Source organism: uncultured Maricaulis sp. (assembly GCF_963975345.1).
Taxonomy (GTDB): domain Bacteria; phylum Pseudomonadota; class Alphaproteobacteria; order Caulobacterales; family Maricaulaceae; genus Maricaulis.
In genome coordinates this window covers 120,038-136,770 of the sequence record NZ_CAXBGE010000001.1, presented here as the reverse complement: position 1 = coordinate 136,770, position 16,733 = coordinate 120,038, and the positions used below count along the sequence as shown (strand labels likewise).

The 16,733-nt window shown below is 64.6% G+C and carries 15 protein-coding genes; 12 read left to right on the top strand and 3 right to left on the bottom strand.

Going from position 1 to position 16,733, the window contains the following annotated elements; translation table 11 throughout:
- Positions 1-31: 31 nt before the first annotated feature.
- The 4 genes from AAC029_RS00575 to AAC029_RS00560 all read left to right on the top strand — a co-directional run bounded on the left by AAC029_RS00575 (position 32) and on the right by AAC029_RS00560 (position 6,856).
- Positions 32-1,666 carry a hypothetical protein gene (locus AAC029_RS00575; protein ID WP_339742731.1) on the top strand — a complete coding sequence of 545 codons (1,635 nt, stop codon included), beginning with the start codon at positions 32-34 and terminating at the stop codon, positions 1,664-1,666.
- 189 nt (positions 1,667-1,855) lie between these two features.
- Positions 1,856-5,164 (top strand): peptidoglycan-binding protein, encoded by a 3,309-nt coding sequence (locus AAC029_RS00570; protein WP_339742728.1) that lies wholly within the window; start codon positions 1,856-1,858, stop codon positions 5,162-5,164.
- Complete coding sequence (locus AAC029_RS00565) at positions 5,121-6,110, top strand: sulfite exporter TauE/SafE family protein (protein WP_339742726.1); 990 nt, start codon at positions 5,121-5,123, stop codon at positions 6,108-6,110. Before AAC029_RS00570 ends, AAC029_RS00565 begins: the two co-directional genes overlap by 44 nt.
- Entirely contained in the window at positions 6,107-6,856 is a 750-nt protein-coding gene (locus AAC029_RS00560) for a TIGR02186 family protein (RefSeq protein ID WP_339742724.1), read from the top strand. The genes AAC029_RS00565 and AAC029_RS00560 overlap by 4 nt, the downstream gene beginning before the upstream one ends.
- Here AAC029_RS00560 and pdeM read toward each other — a convergent pair.
- On the bottom strand, positions 6,823-7,554 hold the full coding sequence (gene pdeM / locus AAC029_RS00555) for a ligase-associated DNA damage response endonuclease PdeM (RefSeq protein ID WP_339742722.1): 732 nt from the start codon (positions 7,552-7,554) through the stop codon (positions 6,823-6,825). The two genes, AAC029_RS00560 and pdeM, sit on opposite strands and share 34 nt — an antisense overlap.
- Positions 7,547-10,024 carry a ligase-associated DNA damage response DEXH box helicase gene (locus AAC029_RS00550; protein ID WP_339742720.1) on the bottom strand — a complete coding sequence of 826 codons (2,478 nt, stop codon included), beginning with the start codon at positions 10,022-10,024 and terminating at the stop codon, positions 7,547-7,549. The genes pdeM and AAC029_RS00550 overlap by 8 nt, the downstream gene beginning before the upstream one ends.
- A 117-nt stretch (positions 10,025-10,141) precedes the next feature.
- Here AAC029_RS00550 and AAC029_RS00545 point away from each other — a divergent pair, with 117 nt between their 5' ends.
- On the top strand, positions 10,142-11,092 hold the full coding sequence (locus tag AAC029_RS00545) for a hypothetical protein (RefSeq protein ID WP_339742718.1): 951 nt from the start codon (positions 10,142-10,144) through the stop codon (positions 11,090-11,092).
- A gap of 8 nt (positions 11,093-11,100) precedes the next feature.
- Here AAC029_RS00545 and AAC029_RS00540 read toward each other — a convergent pair whose 3' ends face one another.
- Positions 11,101-12,405, bottom strand: coding sequence for a DUF2254 domain-containing protein (locus AAC029_RS00540; RefSeq protein ID WP_339742716.1), 1,305 nt, complete (start codon positions 12,403-12,405; stop codon positions 11,101-11,103).
- 169 nt (positions 12,406-12,574) lie between these two features.
- Here AAC029_RS00540 and AAC029_RS00535 point away from each other — a divergent pair, with 169 nt between their 5' ends.
- The 7 genes from AAC029_RS00535 (at position 12,575) to AAC029_RS00505 (ending at position 16,666) form a co-directional block, all read left to right on the top strand.
- Positions 12,575-13,405 (top strand): mechanosensitive ion channel domain-containing protein, encoded by an 831-nt coding sequence (locus tag AAC029_RS00535; RefSeq protein WP_339742713.1) that lies wholly within the window; start codon positions 12,575-12,577, stop codon positions 13,403-13,405.
- 61 nt (positions 13,406-13,466) lie between these two features.
- The gene (locus AAC029_RS00530; protein ID WP_339742711.1) at positions 13,467-13,793 is read left to right on the top strand and encodes a DUF6460 domain-containing protein; all 327 of its coding nucleotides are present in this window, start codon (positions 13,467-13,469) and stop codon (positions 13,791-13,793) included.
- An 84-nt stretch (positions 13,794-13,877) separates the two neighbouring features.
- Positions 13,878-14,708, top strand: a complete 831-nt coding sequence (locus AAC029_RS00525) for a response regulator (RefSeq protein WP_339742709.1) — start codon at positions 13,878-13,880, stop codon at positions 14,706-14,708.
- Between the two features lie 43 nt (positions 14,709-14,751).
- On the top strand, positions 14,752-15,255 hold the full coding sequence (locus AAC029_RS00520; RefSeq protein WP_339742706.1) for a PaaI family thioesterase: 504 nt from the start codon (positions 14,752-14,754) through the stop codon (positions 15,253-15,255).
- On the top strand, positions 15,252-15,674 hold the full coding sequence (locus AAC029_RS00515) for a PaaI family thioesterase (RefSeq protein ID WP_339742703.1): 423 nt from the start codon (positions 15,252-15,254) through the stop codon (positions 15,672-15,674). Before AAC029_RS00520 ends, AAC029_RS00515 begins: the two co-directional genes overlap by 4 nt.
- Positions 15,675-15,856: 182 nt before the next feature.
- A complete protein-coding gene (locus AAC029_RS00510) occupies positions 15,857-16,174 on the top strand; it encodes a UrcA family protein (protein WP_339742700.1) in 318 nt (105 codons plus the stop codon).
- A 129-nt stretch (positions 16,175-16,303) separates the two neighbouring features.
- A complete protein-coding gene (locus AAC029_RS00505; RefSeq protein ID WP_339742697.1) occupies positions 16,304-16,666 on the top strand; it encodes a DUF393 domain-containing protein in 363 nt (120 codons plus the stop codon).
- Positions 16,667-16,733: the final 67 nt, after the last annotated feature.

Sequence of the window (16,733 nt, the reverse complement as noted above, 5' to 3'; positions counted from 1 at the left end):
CTCCGGCATCGTCACACGGCAATGTTGCACCATGATCCAATTGACCCGAATTTTCCGACTTGCCCTCACAGCCCTGGCGGCGATGTCCCTGCCTGCCTTGGCATACGCTCAGCCTGCAGCTGACGACCCGTTCTCCGTGCTTCAGGCCCACCCCGCGCCTGCATCGGAGCCGGTTACCGAAATCGCGATTTATACGCCTGCTGGCGCCTTCTTGTCGCGCGATGCCTATCTGGCCGCGCGCGGCGTGCATGACGAGCAGGTTTTGCGCACCCGCTGGCGCGTCGAACGCTTCGGACTTGATGGCGTCTCTCAGTCAAGCCGCACCGCCGAAGTTGTGATCGGCGACGGATATGTCACCGAAGTCACCGATCCGGGCGCCGCCGTGATTGATTTCGACCAGAACCGCATCCTGACGCGGGTCGCCAGCCTGACCGGTCCGGTGATGCGCAATCAGCCGGTGGTCGGTCATGTCCACCGTCAGATGGACACGTTTACCTTCTACACCCATAGCGGCGAACTGGCTGAGGTGACCGGGCCCGATGGCAGCCATTTCGAGCGCTTCTGGATCGAAGCGGCGATGGGCGTGCGCCTCGCTGACGTCCCGATGTTGGTGACGACCACAGACGAGGGCGAACAGGAAGTCCGCCGCAATGCCGATGGCGCGGTAATCTTTGGAATTCGACCGGGCAATGCCGGCACCGCCGTCGAGGCCGACCTGTTCCGGCGCTGGCTGCGTCACACGGCGCCAATCCATCCCGATGCGTTGAATGTCATGACCGGACTCAGCGGCATTCCCGAACGCTTTTCCTATATTGTGTTCAGCCCGAGCAGCCCGGACGGTCGCCGCGAAGTCTGGACCCGGCTGAGTGCTGGCGACAGCACGGCACGCTTCCCCTGGCCGGAGAATCTGCCCGCCGCACCGGCCGCAGATTATGACTGGCCAGACACGCATTTGGTGCCGTTGGTCCAGGCGGGTTTCGATGCCGCCGCCGTACCGGCCGCAAGCCCAGACGAACAGGCCTTTCTCGATGCGTCACGCGTCGCGCAAGACAAAGGCGATCAGGCTGGCGCCTTCCTGATCCTGTACCAGGCTTCGCACCATCTCGGCGCCTGCCCGGCCCGCTCGGCAAACCCCATTTGCACCCGCACTTCACAACTGGTCGCGGCGGGTCTTGGCGATGCCGAGTTCGAACAACTCCTGACGACACTTGCGGCTCTGCAGATCGACCGGATGGCCGCGCTCGACGGGCTGCGGCCCTATCTCGATCGTACCGATCTGGCAGGAGCGGCCGCCAATCTCCTCGCAGCCGAAACCTTGGCCACGTTGCGAACTGGCGATCCGGATATTGCACCGGACCTCGATCCGCTGATCCTGTTCGCCCACAGCGCCCAAGCAGATCCCTATTGTTCGCTGACCTATTGGCATGCTGGCCGTCTTGCCGCCAGCGACGGCGACGTCGAATCCGCTTGGATGTTGTTTGACCTCGCCGCTGGCCTTCCTGCCGCTGCCACAACCCTGCCGGTGCGCGAAACCGCAGTGATGAGCGCGCAATTACGCGCGATTGCGCCCAATTACTTCGGACCAATACTGGCCAACCCCAATGGTGAGTCCGCAACGGAGCCGCTGCCTGAGCCTGAACCTGAACCGGTCTCCAGTCCCGATTAACGTGGGCTGTCCACAGTTTTTACGGCGCGTTAACCGAGTCGGAGCCTTGTTCAGACTCAGCATTTCGACGTTTTGACGCCGAATTCCGAGATTGGGTGTGGAAACACTACATATAGCGTTCCCAACCTTGGTTTACACAATATTAACCGCCCGGTAGCTTGAGCTTGGGCAATTAGGTGAGCGATTCGCATGTCGTCTGCAGGTCCTTGGAGCGTCAAGGGAATTGATCCCCGCGCTCGGGCGCGTGCCAAGACGGCGGCGCGCCATGACGGGGTCACCTTGGGCGAGTGGCTCAACCGGGTCATTCTCGACGATTCCGATCCGGCCAATCCAACCTGGGACGACGCGCTCGAAGGCTTTCCGGGCTTTGGCGGCGGCGGCGCCCCTACCGACCTTGGCGAGGACCGCCTGCTGCGCGCCATGGTCAACCGGCTTACCGAGCGGATCGAAGCAGCCGAACACCAGTCTTCACAAACCCTTGGCAGCCTCGACAAAGCGATCAACCAGCTGGTCGACAAGGTCGGTCGCAGCAGCGAACGCCAATCGGAACAGCTCGACGAAACGCGCGAAGATCTGGTTCGCGTCCGCCAAGGTCAGGACGACCTCACCAGCCGCATTGCGCAGATCGAATCCGGTCAGGTTACGCCCCACCCCGAGGCCAACAAGGTGATCGAAACCACGATCATGAAGCTGGCCCGTCGCCTCTACGAACACGAAAACGACATTGCCGCGCAGCTGCACGACACCGGCCAGCAAGTGAAGGATCAGGGCGAAGCCGCGCACAAGGCGGCCGAGGCACTGGCGCTGAAGCTGGAGCGGGCCGAACACCGCGCCGCCGATATTGCCGACCAGGCCAAGCGCCGCGACGACCGCTCGAGCGAGGTGCTCAACGGTTTGAATCGCGCTACCGACAGCCTGCGTCTGCGGGTCGAGGGCGCCGAACGCCAGACCAATGACGCCGCCCGCACGCTCGACACCACAGTCTCGCGGCTCGAAGACCGGCTTAAAATGCTGGAGACGCGTAATTCCGGTGACAATATCGAGTTGGAACGCCGCTTCGACCGCCTGTCAGCCGAAGTCGCCAGCATCATCGCCGAAACCCGCGCCCAGGTCGCGACCGCCCTGACCAATGTCGCTGCCGAGCCGCGCGTCGACCGGCTCGAGACCGCCCTCACCCAAGCGCTCGGCCGTATTGATGCCGCCGAACGGCGCCAGGGCGACGGCATGCACAAGCTCGGCCATGAGCTGACCAAGTTAGCCGGCGCGATCGACCGCCGCCTGACCGAGAGCGAACGCCGCGCCCAGGATTCTCTGCGCGATGCCCGCGCAGAACAGAATATCGACCGCCGCCTCGACGAAGTCCGTCAGGAAGGCAAGGCATCGCTGCGCCAGATGGGCGATGAAGTCACCCGCATGGGCAAGGCCTTGGCCGACCGCATCGCCAGCTCTGAAGAGCGCGCCTCATCGAACGTCGCGGCCGCAACCGACCGCATGGCCGAGGTAATTGCCCGGCTCGACGAGAAGAAAGCGGCATCCGACGAAGCGCTCGCCGACCGTCTGCGCCAATCGGAAGAACGCACGGCTCAGCGGATCGAAGATGCGATGACCGGCGTCCATGAGCGTCTCGCCACCGCCCGCACCGACACTGAAGACGTGCTCTCGCCAGTCCAGCGCGCCATGTCGGCCCTTGCCGACCGGCTCGAGGCGATCGAAGCGCGTAAGATCGAGGACGAGGCAGAGGTAGAACCGGAAACACAGGAAGCGGCGGCCGAACCCGTGCCTGAGCCGATCGATTTCGACACGCCGCTCTCACCACCACCGCAAGCGGAAACGCCGCGCAGCCATTACGCACCCGAGGAGCTTGACCCATTCCTCGCCGCTGAGCCGGAGCCTCATATCGCAGCGCCGGTTCACATGCCGCATGTGAGCGCACCGACTCAGCCAGTTCCGGCACCGATTTTGCGCGCGCGTGAGCCGGCCCCAACCCCACAACCACAAACAGAGGCGCAAGCACCGGCACCGGTGCAGTCTCAACCGCAGCCCGCCCCGCCCCAGCGCAATATGGCCGCTGCCATCGCGCCGCAACCTGCCATTTCCCACCCAGTGCGTCAGGCACCGCTGCAGTCTGCACCGCAACCGGTTGTCCAGCCGACGCCGCAAGCTGCGCCGCAGCCAAGAGCACAGCGGATTGGCGCCACTGCCGATGCAGACTTCCTCGCAGCGGCACGCGAACGCACCCGCCAGCAAAGCGCGATGCCTGACTATGATCGCGACAGCCGCCCATCCAAATTCGGCCGCACCCTGCTGTTCGCCCTGCCTGTCGTGGCGCTGGTCATGCTGGCCGGTGCTGGCGCCATTCTGGTCTGGGAAGCCATTCGCGGCGATGCCGACACCCAAGCTGCCAATGCCGTGCAGGAGCGCAGCTTTGTCGCGTCCGTCGAGGCCGGCTTCGCCGCCGACGGGGCCGCTGTAGCGCCGGCCATTCCTGAAGCGCTGCCCGCAACATCACCTGCCGAGAGCGATACTGCGCCAGCCCAAACGGACACCGCACCTCGATCGTCGCCCACCCAGGCAGCTTCACAGACGCCGCCAGCCAACGCCGTCGCCGATACCAGCGGCATGACTCTTCCGGCCACACCGAGCGTCGAGCCCAGCCGGGCGGCACCACAACGGTCCACAGCAGGCACGGGCTCGGTGACGCTTGAAGGCGCCGCTGCCGACGGCAATCCGGTTGCACGTTATCTGCTTGGCATGCGCAGCTTGGAAGCGGGCGATGCGGCCACCGGCGTCATTCTGTTGCGCCGCGCCGCCGAACAGGGCGTGCCCGCCGCGCAATACCGCTACGCCAAACTGCTCGAAACCGGCGAAGGAGTCGCCATTGACCTCGAAGCGGCCCGCCGCTGGACCGAACGCGCCGCCAATGCCGGCCATCGTCGGGCGATGCATAATCTGGCGGTGATGAATTATTATGGCACCGGAACGGCGGTGAGTTTCGACGAGGCGGCGCGCTGGTTCCAAGAGGCCGCACTGCTGGGTCTGCGCGATTCTCAGTTCAATCTGGCGCTGCTGTTCGAGAGTGGCCAGGGCGTGCCGGAAAGCCTGCCCGACGCCTACACTTGGTACTCCATCGCTGCCAGCGACACCGATCCGACCGCTTCGCAGCGCGCCGCCGCGCTGGAGGACAGGCTCGATCCGGAAGCACTTGCCGAAGCGCGCCGCACCGTTGCGGCCTTCCGGCCGCGACCGATCAATCCCGAGGCCAATGGGCTGTATCATGATCTGCCCTGGGAGCAGGTACCGCTGGCCGATTCCAACACCATCTACCGCGCCCAGAGTTTCCTGGCGGCCTTGGGTTATTCTCCCGGACCGGTGGACGGCGTGATTGGCGGCCAGACCCATGATGCGATCATGGCTTTCGAAGCCGACCAGGGATTGCCGCAAACCGGGCGCATCGATGCCGGCCTGCTCGATCAGCTCGAACGCGCAGCTGCGGGGTAGCGGGGCGGTGCAAATATACCTCCCGATCGCCGAGATTTCGGTAAACATCTTCTTGTTGTTGGGATTGGGGACGGGTGTGGGGTTCCTGTCCGGCATGTTCGGTGTCGGCGGCGGCTTCCTGCTCACTCCCCTGCTCTTCTTCATCGGTATCCCGCCGGCTGTTGCCGTCTCGAGCCAAGCCAACCAGATCGTCGCCTCATCGGCCTCCGGCGCGCTCGCCCATTGGCGGCGCCAGACACTCGACCCGAAAATGGGTGGATTGCTGCTTGTCGGCGGTGCCGCCGGCTCGATCATCGGCGTCCAGATCTTCACCGCCCTGCGCCAGCTGGGGCAGATCGACCTGTTCATTTCACTGACCTATGTCGGCTTTCTTGGCACAATCGGCCTGTTGATGTTCATCGAGAGCGCGCGCTCCATCCTGCGCCGCAATCGTCCTGCGCCCCGGCGCGAAGGCGGCGTCGGGCACTCCAAGCGTGGCTGGATTGACGCCCTGCCCTTCAAGATGCGCTTCCCGCGTTCGGGCCTCTATATCTCGGTGATCCCGCCGCTGGTGATCGGATTATTCGTCGGGACACTTTCGGCGATCATGGGCGTCGGCGGCGGTTTCGTGATCGTGCCGGCGATGATCTATATCCTGCGCATGCCGACCAATGTCGTCGTCGGCACCTCACTATTTCAGATCCTGTTCGTCACCGCCCTGACCACCTTCCTGCAGGCGGCCCAAAACCAGACCGTTGATGTCGTCTTGGCGATGATGCTGACTGTGGGCGGCGTCGTCGGAGCCCAGTTCGGGGCCCGTGCCGGTCGCCATGTCAAAGCGGAAGAATTGCGCGCCCTGCTGGCGATCATGGTCATCGGCGTCTGCATCAAGATCGGACTCGACCTCGTCGTGACTCCGGCCGACCTGTTTGTCGTGCTGCCGCACGGCGGAGGGCTGCCGCAATGATCCTGCTTGCCCTCGCCCTCATACTCCAACCCAACATTCCCAACGAAGCGCCCGGCATCATGGCAGCGCTGACCCAGGAAACCGTCGAGATCCGCGAGAATTTCGCCGGCACGTCATTGGTGCTCTATGGCGCCACGCGTGGCCTGACCCTGCGGGATGAAATTGTTGTCGTATTGCGCGGGCCGAACCAGGATTTGCGCGTCATGCGCAAGCGTCGCAGTTTCGGCATCTGGGTCAATGCGGCCCCGATCGAATTCGATACCGTGCCGAGCTATTACGCGATCGCCAGCTCGCTGCCGCTCGATGTCATCGCGCCGCCCGAAGCTCTGGCCCGCAATGGGATCGGGCTGGAGACTCTGCTCGACCCGGCCATCGATCCCAATCACGAACCACCCGATGAAAGCGTCGTGGCGAGCTATCGCGCGGCCGTGCTGCGGGCCGGTAGCCGTCACGCGCTTTATGCGGAAACGCCCGGCGGCGTCGATGTGCTCGATGGCGGCCTGTTCCGCGCCGTGCTCAAACTGCCGCCCCGCACGCCGGTCGGCAATTACAATGCCGAGGTCTATCTGTTCCGCGATGGCCGCCCAGTGGCGAGCCGGACCACCAGCCTTCGGGTTGAAAAGGCCGGCTTCGAGCGCGTCGTCTATGAGTTCGCCCATGATGCGCCGATGATTTACGGCCTGTTTTGCGTCGCCTTGGCGATGCTGGCCGGCTATCTCGCCTCGGTGCTTTTCGGACGCGACTGAGCCCTGTCCGGGATCAGCTTCGCCGCCCGCACCGGATAGACCGCGTTCTGACCCATGATCAGCGCATCTGGCGTGGCGCCAAAGCAGCGCCCGAAGGCCGCGTCGCAAACATTCAGCCCGCCGGTGAAGGCGCCGAAAGCCGGCATCACCAGACGCGTCCCGTCGGTGGCGAAACAGCGCGCGCGCACGGCGCGACCCTTGCCCCTCACCTTGGCGCAGGGATGCAAATGCCCGGCAATCTCGCCCGGTGCCAAGCCTTCGAATGGCAGATGTCGCAAGGTCAGCGCTCCCAGCGCCAGTTCATGCAGGATCGTGCCGCCAAAGCGTAGTGGCGGTGCCGGATCATGATTGCCCTCGATCCAGACCCAGTCCTCGACCGCGGCGACCAGCGCCTGCAGTTCGCCGGCATCGACCGCATCCATCCGGCCATCGGCACCGAGATCATGAAAACTGTCGCCCAGCGCGATCACACGCTGCGGCTGATGGCGCGCGATACACTCAGCCAGTCGGCGCAGGGTCGAGCGCGTATCATAGGGCGGGATGAGCTGGCCACGCGCGGCATAGGCCGAGCCTTTTTCGAAATGCAAGTCCGAGACGATCAGGGTCGCCAGATCGGGCAGCACCAACACCCCGGCAACATCGGCGCGCGCGGCCATGCCCTGGATCTGGAAGTCGTGTAGCTGGGGCCGGTTAGTCAAGGCGAGTCGCCTCCGCAATCAGATCATCGGCGGCATCGATCAGAATGCTCTCCTGCCCCTCACCCCGAACGGATTCGCGGCCGATTTCCAGCATCACCGGCACCGCCAACGGCGAGATCCGGTCCAGCGCCTGATGCGTGATATGGCCCTGAATGCGCGTCAGCGCCTCGCCGAGCCGGTGGATGTCGAGCAGGCCGGTGCCGGCATCGATCCAGGCCGCGCGTAACAGGATGTGATCGCTCTCGTGCTCGCGCAGAACATTATAGATCAGATCGGTCGAGAAAGTGATCTGGCGGCCGGACTTCTCCTGACCGGGAAAGCGGCGCTCGATCAGGCCGGCGATGATGGCGCAATTGCGGAAAGTCCGCTTCATCAGATCGCTCTCGGCCAACCAGGCTTCGAGGTCATCGCCGAGCATGTCCTGGGCAAATAGTGCATCGAGATCGAGCCCCGACATATCGCGCAACCCCCAGACTGCGAGCGCATATTCATTAGCGACAAAGCCCATCGGCCGCATCCGCAGACGCTCCAGCCGCCGCGTCAGCAACATGCCCAAAGTCTGGTGCGCCAGCCGGCCCTCGAAGGGATAGCAGACAAGATAGAAGTGCGCCGCGCGCGGGAAGGTCTCGACCAAGAGGCCATCCGCCTTGGGCAGTTCCGAGCGCAGACGCTGGATCCGCAGCCAGTCGCGTACCTGGTCCGGCAGGCTGGCCCACAGCGCCGGGTCCTGCACGATCTCGCGCACCCGGGCCGCGAGATAAGTCGAGAGCGGGAATTTGCCGCCATTATAGGACGGGATTTTCGGCGTCGTATCGGTGGAGCGCGTCACCCGTGCCGTCATTTCCTCGATGGCCTCAAAGCGCAAAACCTGGCCGGCGAACAGGAAGGTATCGCCCGGCGCCAATTGCTCGATGAAATACTCTTCCACCTGGCCCAGCCTCTGGCCGCCACGGCCGCGCGAGGAGACCACCACTTCCAACATCGGTGCTTCAACGATGGTGCCGACATTGAGCCGGTGACGCTGGGCAATCTGCGGCGTGCGCGCGGCCCACAGCCCCTCGCGGGTTTTCACCATGCGGCGGAAGCGCTCATAGGAATTGAGCGCATAGCCGCCCGTCGCGGCGAAATCGAGCACACGGTCGAAGGTGTCGCGAGCGATGCCGGAATAGGGCGTCGCGGTGCGGATCTCGTCATAGAGGGCATCGGCTGCAAACGGCTCGCCGCAGGCGCGGCCCATGATGTGCTGGGCCAGCACGTCGAGCGCGCCGGTCTGTAGCGGTTCGCCATCGAGCGCATTGGTGGCGACAGCCTCGCGCGCCGCTTCGCATTCGAGATGCTCGAAGCGATTGCTTGGTGCCAGCAACGCGCGGGACGGGGTATCCAGCTGGTGATTGGAGCGGCCAAGTCGCTGGATCAGGCGCGAGGAACCTTTTGGCGCCCCCATCTGGATCACCAGATCGACATCACCCCAGTCAATCCCGAGATCGAGCGTCGAGGTACACACGACGGCATCGAGCTTGCCGGCCGCCATCGCCGCCTCGACCTTGCGCCTCTGCTCCGGCGCCAGCGAGCCGTGATGCAGCGCGATGGCGAGCTTGTCTTCATTGAGCCGCCACAGCTCCTGGAAAGTGAACTCAGCCTGGGAGCGCGTATTGACGAAGACCAGCGCCAGGCGCGCCGCCTTGATGCGCTGATAGACATCGCCCATCGCATGACGCGTCGAATGGCCAGCCCATGGGATGCGCTCCTTGGGATCGAGAATCTCAACCTGCGGCCGCGCGCCGGGGGCACCGCGAATGATCACCGCCTGGCGCTCGCTTTCCCCGGGCCGCTGGGCCGCCAGCCAGCGCGCCAGTTCCGCCTCATCCTTGATCGTCGCCGACAGGCCCACGCGCTGCGCGCCCGGTGCCCAGCGCGAGATCGCCGCCAAAGCCAGGCAGAGCAGATCGCCACGCTTTTGCGGCGCCAGGGCATGGATTTCATCGATCACGATATGCCGGAGGTCGGCGAAGAAGGTGCAGGCATTGGGCGAGGCGCAGAACAGGGCCAATTGCTCCGGCGTCGTCAGCAATATGTCGGGCGGGGAAGCGCGCTGGCGCTGACGCTTGGACGGCGACGTATCACCCGTGCGTGTCTCGATGCGCAGATCGAGCCCCATCTCGGTGACCGGCGCGGTCAGATTGCGCGCGACATCGACCGAGAGGGCTTTGAGCGGTGAGATATAGAGCGTGTGCAGGCGGTGCGGGCGGTTTTTCGGGGTGGCTGCAGCCAGTCCTGCCAGTTCGATCAGGCTCGGCAGAAAGCCGCCGAGCGTCTTGCCGCCACCGGTTGGGGCGATCAACAGCGCATCCTCACCGCGCTTGGCGGCTGCGATCATCGCCAGCTGGTGTGGTCGCACCGTCCAACCACGCGCCGCGAACCAGGCCTCGAAGGCAGGCGGCAGGAGGGTGGGCGCATCGCTGAGGCTCATGGTCGAGACTTAGCGCGCGCGCCAAGGGGGACAAAGCACAAAACCATCCCCCTGCCCGGCCGGCGCCATCTGCGCCATTATGGGGGCTTGAATGATATCATTGAGGGATAATGCGGCATGGAACATGCGATTTTGGCGCGCTTTGGCGCCCTCGACACCGCCTTTCACGCCCGCGCACCGCGCGGCGAAGTGTTGCAGGCGCGCTTCGCGGCGCTGGCAGCTCTCAACGCCCCGCTCGATGTCGAAACCCTGATCGAGAAGAGCTTCGAGACCCGCGATCAACTCAATGCCGGGCTCGGCCCCTGGCGTTCGCCGAGCCGCCCGATGCGGCTGGTGTTCGCAGCGGCGCTGGTGGCCGGGGGCCGCACGGCGCAGCAATTTCTTGAAACCCGCCGAGCCCTTGCGCTGCAGCGCAAGGCGCGCGGTGCGCGCGGCCTCGCCCATGGCGGCTCCTGTGCGGCACTGTCGCTGGTCACTGCCGGTGGCCAAGCCTGGCAGGCCGACCAATTCTATGACGTGCTCGACGCCATCGCCGCGCCCTGGTGGCAGCGCGATGCGCCGCGCGAGGAAGTGCTCGCCGCCGCCTTCACCGCAATGGGCGAAACCCCCGAGGACGCCGTCAATCACCTCACCCGCGCCCGCCAGGCCCTGATCACCGCCGGCGTTCCACACCCTCACGCCATGGCCGCGGCCTATGAAGTCGCCACCACCGCGATGGACCCGGCTGCCCTCGCCGGTGCCTGGACCAGCCTCAATATCGCCGTGCGCGGCCGCTCCGCTTTGCGCCATGGCACCGGCAAGACCGGCCTCGCCATCCTCGCCGCCAGCGGCAATGGTCCCGCCATGGCCGACGCCCTGGTGCAGGCCTTCGAGGCGGTCGGAGAGCTCAAACCCAAACCCACCAGCCAAACCGCCGCCCGCCTCGCCCTGCGCCTCGCCCAAGCCCAGGCCGGCCTGGCGAAGCCAATCGCCGCAGCCGGCGATCTGGCCGCAATCCTGGCAGCCCAGGCGGCGATGGTTGCGGCGGTGACGGCGAGTACGGGAGCGGTGGCGGTGGGGGCGCATTGAGGCCAGTCTCAGTCCTCAGCATCCGCAGACTTGCCCTCGACGAGGCTGCCGGCACCGTCCCGCGTCGCGCGGGTAATTCGGGCGAGGTCGTCGGCGAAGGTCAACACCTGTTCGGCGCGCTGCAGCGCGAGGCCTGACCGCCGCTCCGCCGCCTTGCGTAGGTCCGCTTCGTGCGCCCGCGCCAACAGGCTGTAGGATTTCTGCAGTCGAATCCCGACTTCCACCGCGTTGACACCATCCTTCTCGGTCGCGGCAAAGGCGTCCTCCAGCAAATCGTCCGGGCACAGCGCCGGAACACGGATACGGCTGCAACGCGGCGCCTTTGCGTCCTCGCAGTGCGCCGCTGAGTCCCGGTCAAGCAGGAGATGGGTCAGCTTGTTGATGATATCGATCGCGGTGCCCGGATCATTGACCGCCGGCGACAGGGCGCGGGATGCGATCTCCGACAACACGATCAGACCGAAGCGCGGATCCTCGTCAAAGGTGCGCTTGTTGCCAACGACAAAGGCACGCACCAGGCACTCCCGATCCGCATCCTCGAGGTCACGGACTGGTCCTTGCCAATCAACCGTCAGCAGGGCCCGCGCTGGCGAAACAAACGCGCCCGGGACGGAACGCACATCGAGCTTGACGTCCTGCGCCTCGGCCCAGCTCTGCAGGCTGTCGGTATCGATATGCTGGATATAGCCAAACGTCGTCGGGCACACGGGCGTCCCGGCCTCAGGCATATCCGAGACCGCCACACCGCCCAGAGCCCTGTCACCGGTCCAGGGCCGAAAGGCCAATGCCGTCGCCGCCTCGACTTTCTCAATCGTATTTCCGAGCCGGCCAAGCCGGGCGATATTGTCGACCCATCGCACGAATGTCAGCACGACCCAGCTGAAAATACCAAGCGTTATCAGAAATATACTGAAACGACCGGCAATGTCGTAAAAGCCGACGCGGATCGCAACAATGCCGACAATCGAATAGATGAAGGCACCGATGAAACTGGACAGCGCGGTCTGCGAGACCCGGTCGGCAATCACCAGCGAGAAGGCGCGCGGTGTAGCGCTGCTGCCGGCGGCGGCATAGGCCGACACCATTGATGCAACAGCGAATGTTGCGACGCCGAGCATGCTCGCCGAGATCACCGTCAACAGTTTTTCGATCGTATCGGCGCTGATATCGGGCAGTGGCAGGCTGTCGGGCAGCCGATCTGCGGCCTGCGCCAGAAAGATCAAGCCGACCGCCATCGCCGCATAAGTCAGCGGCCGCACCCACAGGCGCTCGCGCAAAGCCTTGAGCGAGAAAATGAGCCGACTTCCAAACATAGCAGTCCTCACGCATCGCGCCGCACGGTCTCCAGCTTACGGGATAGCGGGCCAGACACAATCAGACCGCCGATGCAAACCGCGCCCAGGGGGCATCCTCGCTCCCCATTTCCCTTTCACACAAACTTTGCTACCCGTCGGCACGTAACAGCCGAACAGGACGCACCTCATGATTCCCGAAGACTTCTTGAACCCCGAAACCATTGCCGTGCTGACGCAGCGCGCGCTCGATGCCAGCACCAATCTTTTGCTCGCTGCGGCGATCCTGATTGCCGGGATGATTGTCGCAGGCTCTATGCGCAAGGCGATTGTCCGCGCGGTCCACAAGAGCTCCCGGATTGACGACACGCTCGGCGCTTTCTTTGCCTCGCTGGCCTATTGGGCCCTGATGATTGTGGTGCTGATCGCAGTGCTGTCGCGCTTCGGGGTCGAGACCACCAGCCTGGTGGCGACACTCGGTGCGGCGACGCTGGCGATCGGTCTGGCGCTGCAGGGGACTTTGTCCAATCTCGCCGCCGGCGTGATGATCGTGATGTTCCGACCCTACGGGCTGGGCGACTGGGTTGAAGTGGCTGGGCAATCGGGCACGGTGAAGGACATCAATCTCTTCACCACCATTCTGGCGACCGGCGACAACAAGAAGATCATTGTGCCCAATGGCGAAGGCTGGGGCAGTGTCATCGTCAACTACTCCGCCAATGCGACGCGCCGCGTCGATCTGGGTTTCTCGATCGATTATGGCGATGATATCGACAAGGCGATGGCCGTGATCACGGCCGTGCTCGAAGCCGATGAACGCGTTCTGAAAGATCCGGCCGTATTCACCGCCGTCAAGGCGCATGGCAGTTCCTCGATCGATATTGTCTGCCGTGCCTGGTGTGCGACGGGCGATTATTGGGGCGTGTTTTTCGACGCGATGAAGGACGTGAAACTGGCCTTCGACAAGGACGGGATTTCAATTCCCTACCCGCATCAGGTCAATGTCGCCCGCAAATCCTGAGCCCTGGCAGCCATCGGGGCTGCGGCCCCGATTGCGCCGCATTTTCAGTTAGAGTGAGCCCATGACCGAACGACAAGAACCACGAGCCGAGACCACCCCAGCGCCGCGCCGCACATTTGTGCAGCGACTGCTGCGCTTTGCGCCGACCGATCTGGTGCGACTGGTTTTCCTGTGTGTTCTGGCCGGCTTCTTCCTGGCGGCCTTCCACGTCAATCCGCGCCGGCTCTGGGTCGATTTCTTCGGAACGCTGGCAGAATCCTGGAGCCGTTTCATCGGCTTTATCAGCGACAGCGCCTTGTGGGCGGTCGATTATCTCCTGCTCGGCGCCGTTCTGGTGGTGCCAATCTGGATCGTGATCCGGGTGATCCGCGCTTTGCGCCGTGACTGAAAATCCTTGCAAAGCAGAGATTTAAACCAGTCTTAACCAAATTTCTTGGCAGGATTGAAACCTTCCGCGCGTAAAGCTGTGGCGATGAGCGCTGCACAGATCACATTTGCCGATCCGGCGAACGAGCCCCCCGCCACCCGCGACTGGGGCCGGCAGCCAGCGCTCGTGCTCCATTCCAACAGCTTCATGCGCAATCTGGTGATTGGCCTGCTACGTGATGCCGGTGTGCGCGACATTCTCGTCGCGACGCAAGCCGGTGCCGCGCTGCGCCTGATGCAGGAATCCGCCCCGGCCCTGGTCGTCGCTGACTGGAGTGACCACAGCGATGCCACCGAGGATCGCGTCAAACTGCTGCAGCGCATCCGCACCTCCGGACATAGCGAATATCGCGACACACCGATCATCCTGCTCTCCTCACCGCGTTCGCGGCCCGAGATCGAGCGCGCGCGCGACGCCGGTGCGAGCGAATTCCTGATCACGCCGCTGGCACCGATCACCATGATCAACCGGCTCAAATCGATGCGGGCACAACCGCGTACCTTCATCGAAGCCTCGCGCTTTACCGGCCCCGATCGCCGCCGCCGCCCGCGTCCAAAAATGGGCCCGAGCCTGAAGCGCGTGGTCGATGTCGAGACCGGGCGGACCACATCGATGGCGGCCGCGCGCAGTGCTGCCGTGGCATTGGCGCATGAGACCAAGCTCACCGGCGACCCGCTCGCCATCCGCGTCGGGCGTTCGTTGCAACGGTTCATCGCGTCGCTGTCGAGCTATACCCCGGTTGAGGCAGAAGTTGTCGAGATGCATCGCGCCGCGCTGGCGCAGCTGGTGCGGATGGCCGAGGCCGGAAATCCGCTGCGCGATCCCGTCGTCAGCGGGCTGGAACAGATTGTCACCCAGCGTTTGCAGGCGCGCTGAATCGCGTCTGGTGAGCCTCACCGCGCTGGCCTAAAATAACCGCATGTCCCACACCGACAATCCCGATGACCTGCAGGCCCTGCTCGACGAGTTGGCACCGCTTCTGGTCGACGGCTCGCCCCACGCTGTTGCCCTGGGGCTGAAACTGGTTTCGCTCAAGCCCGGCCATGCCGTGATGTGCGCGCCCTATTCGCCCGATCTGGTCGGCGATCCGGAAACTGGCATCCTGCATGGCGGCGTTATCACCGCTCTGCTCGACCATGTCTGCGGCCTGGCCGCATTCAGCGGCTTTGGCGGCCATGACACGCCGGCGACGCTCGATCTGCGGCTCGACTATATGCGTCCGGCCAAGCCAGGGCTCGACGTCACCGCCGAAGCCGTCAGCCTCAAATCCCACGGCCTCGTCGCCTTCGTGCGCGCCACCGCCCATGATGGCGATATCAATGACCCGGTCGCGACCGCCCAAGCCGCCTTTATGATCACCAAAGCATCGCAAGCTGCCCAGGACCGCGCCATGAAGGCGCTCCAAAACGGACAAGCGTTATGAGCCGCGAGCTGATCGAAACCCTGCTGGCGGCGCCTTATGTGGCCCGGTTTGGCGTCCGGCTGGAGCAGAAGGGCGATGAGCTGACCGGCGTTTTGCCTTACGCGGAAATCCTGGTCGGCAATCCGTTGATCCCGGCTCTGCATGGCGGTGCCATTGGTGCCTTTCTCGAAATCGTCGCCTCGGCCTCACTGCTGGCCGGTCAATCGCTGGAGCGTCTGCCGCGGCCGATCGATGTCGCCATTGATTATCTGCGCCCGGCCCGCGCGGCCGATGTCTATGCCCGCGCCATCATCAATCGTAGTGGCCGTCGCGTCGCCAATGTCCGCGTCGAGGCCTGGCAGGGTCGCAGCCGCGCGCCCGTCGCGACCTTGCATGGCCATTTCCTGATCACGCCCAGCAGCGCTGACCCGGCTGGCTGAAGCCGGACGACGGGTCGGCAATATGTCCGGTTGATTACCCCCTCGACACTAACTGGACAACGGGTTTCCAATTGTTACGTCAATGCCCAGCTCGCGGCCATGGAGGGCATGCCAGCCTCTCAAAGTCAGTGGCCGACCGACGCGCAGACAGCCGGCGGCCTCGTTTCGATGAGGGACTTCCGATGATCAAACACTCCATTCTCGCCGCCACACTCGCCCTGTCCGCCGGCTCAATCACCGCCGCCCAGGACCAGGAATCAAGAATCATCCGGTTCAATTCCAGCACCCTGGGCGATGCCGATGACCGCCGCAAACTTGAAGCCGATATCCGCCTCGCTGCACGGGATATCTGCCGTGTACCCGGCGTACGCGGAGCACGTGCCATGCACCAGCAGCGCCAATGCGAGACCGAGGCGGTGACAACGGCCATGCGCCGGGTCGATGTCCGCCTGGCACAGTTGCGCCAGGACCGGCGCAGCCCTGGCGCCGAGGTCAGCTAGGAGCCTACAGATCAGGCCCATGCCAGCCCAACCCCGGCCGGCCCGGCCCTGGCTGGGTCGTGGCCGCCGGGCGGGCTTGCGACGAACTGTCCACTGGCTACCCGCGGCGACGGGTCTAATCTGGTTTGCATGGACACCATCGGACCCTTGATCGCCTATTACGACGCGGCCTGCCCGATCTGCCGCCGAGAGATGGGGCATTACGTCCGTCATAGCGATCACATCATTCGTATGCACGATGCGAATGGTGACCTGCCCGATGATGTCAACCGGGAGGCGGCGCTGGCATCCCTCCATGTCCGCCTCCCCGATGGAAAGCTGGTCGACGGCTGGGCCGCTTTCATTGCGATCTGGGAACGTGTGCCCGGCTGGGGCCTGCTCGCTTGGCTGACACGACCGGCGCCGATCCGGATCCCGCTCGACGCCCTCTATCGCTGGCTCGCCCCGATGCGTCCGCGCGACCGCTGCCGCGACGGCGTGTGCGGCATCTAGCTGTCGAATTGAGCGACTGGCGGGATCAAAATCACGCCCACTCGCGCAAGCGCTTGCCAGCCGTGCC

Coding starts and splice junctions, on each gene's coding strand:
- AAC029_RS00575 (WP_339742731.1), top strand. CDS start 32: ATGATCCAATTGACCCGAATTTTCCGACTTGCCCTCACAGCCCTGGCG.
- AAC029_RS00570 (WP_339742728.1), top strand. CDS start 1,856: ATGTCGTCTGCAGGTCCTTGGAGCGTCAAGGGAATTGATCCCCGCGCT.
- AAC029_RS00565 (WP_339742726.1), top strand. CDS start 5,121: ATGCCGGCCTGCTCGATCAGCTCGAACGCGCAGCTGCGGGGTAGCGGG.
- AAC029_RS00560 (WP_339742724.1), top strand. CDS start 6,107: ATGATCCTGCTTGCCCTCGCCCTCATACTCCAACCCAACATTCCCAAC.
- AAC029_RS00550 (WP_339742720.1), bottom strand. CDS start 10,024: ATGAGCCTCAGCGATGCGCCCACCCTCCTGCCGCCTGCCTTCGAGGCC.
- AAC029_RS00545 (WP_339742718.1), top strand. CDS start 10,142: ATGGAACATGCGATTTTGGCGCGCTTTGGCGCCCTCGACACCGCCTTT.
- AAC029_RS00540 (WP_339742716.1), bottom strand. CDS start 12,405: ATGTTTGGAAGTCGGCTCATTTTCTCGCTCAAGGCTTTGCGCGAGCGC.
- AAC029_RS00535 (WP_339742713.1), top strand. CDS start 12,575: ATGATTCCCGAAGACTTCTTGAACCCCGAAACCATTGCCGTGCTGACG.
- AAC029_RS00530 (WP_339742711.1), top strand. CDS start 13,467: ATGACCGAACGACAAGAACCACGAGCCGAGACCACCCCAGCGCCGCGC.
- AAC029_RS00525 (WP_339742709.1), top strand. CDS start 13,878: ATGAGCGCTGCACAGATCACATTTGCCGATCCGGCGAACGAGCCCCCC.
- AAC029_RS00520 (WP_339742706.1), top strand. CDS start 14,752: ATGTCCCACACCGACAATCCCGATGACCTGCAGGCCCTGCTCGACGAG.
- AAC029_RS00515 (WP_339742703.1), top strand. CDS start 15,252: ATGAGCCGCGAGCTGATCGAAACCCTGCTGGCGGCGCCTTATGTGGCC.
- AAC029_RS00510 (WP_339742700.1), top strand. CDS start 15,857: ATGATCAAACACTCCATTCTCGCCGCCACACTCGCCCTGTCCGCCGGC.
- AAC029_RS00505 (WP_339742697.1), top strand. CDS start 16,304: ATGGACACCATCGGACCCTTGATCGCCTATTACGACGCGGCCTGCCCG.